We start from the raw sequence: 886 nt of genomic DNA, 5'->3' as shown, positions 1-886 counted from the left end.
TATAAATGAAGCGGTCTGGAAAGGCCCGCCAAAGACGGTAACAGCCCGGTAGTTGAAATGGCTTTCCCTCCAGAGTGGATCCTGAGTACGGCGGAACACGTGAAATTCCGTCGGAATCCGGGAGGACCATCTCCCAAGGCTAAATACTCCCTAGTGACCGATAGTGAACCAGTACCGTGAGGGAAAGGTGAAAAGCACCCCGGAAGGGGAGTGAAACAGTTCCTGAAACCGTGTGCCTACAAGTAGTTAGAGCCCGTTAATGGGTGATAGCGTGCCTTTTGTAGAATGAACCGGCGAGTTACGATTTGTTGCAAGGTTAAGCGGAAAAAGCGGAGCCGTAGCGAAAGCGAGTCTGAATAGGGCGCATAAGTAACAGGTCGTAGACCCGAAACCAGGTGATCTACCCATGTCCAGGATGAAGGTAAGGTAATACTTACTGGAGGTCCGAACCCACGCACGTTGAAAAGTGCGGGGATGAGGTGTGGGTAGCGGAGAAATTCCAATCGAACTTGGAGATAGCTGGTTCTCTCCGAAATAGCTTTAGGGCTAGCCTCGAGGTAAAGAGTCATGGAGGTAGAGCACTGTTTGGACTAGGGGCCCTTCTCGGGTTACCGAATTCAGATAAACTCCGAATGCCATGTACTTATACTCGGGAGTCAGACTGCGAGTGATAAGATCCGTAGTCGAAAGGGAAACAGCCCAGACCACCAGTTAAGGTCCCAAAATATATGTTAAGTGGAAAAGGATGTGGGGTTGCTTAGACAACCAGGATGTTGGCTTAGAAGCAGCCACCATTGAAAGAGTGCGTAATAGCTCACTGGTCGAGTGACCCCGCGCCGAAAATGTACCGGGGCTAAACATATTACCGAAACTGTGGATGAACCTC

1 rRNA gene is annotated in these 886 nt (G+C 50.2%); it reads left to right on the top strand.

The window, feature by feature from the left end:
- Nucleotides 1-886 (top strand): 23S ribosomal RNA (locus HCJ30_RS14175); the annotation flags it as partial.

It is taken from the genome of Listeria cossartiae subsp. cossartiae (assembly GCF_014224155.1).
GTDB lineage: Bacteria > Bacillota > Bacilli > Lactobacillales > Listeriaceae > Listeria > Listeria cossartiae.
Note: the sequence above shows the minus strand (reverse complement) of the source record. Positions and strands in the feature narration are given on the sequence as shown.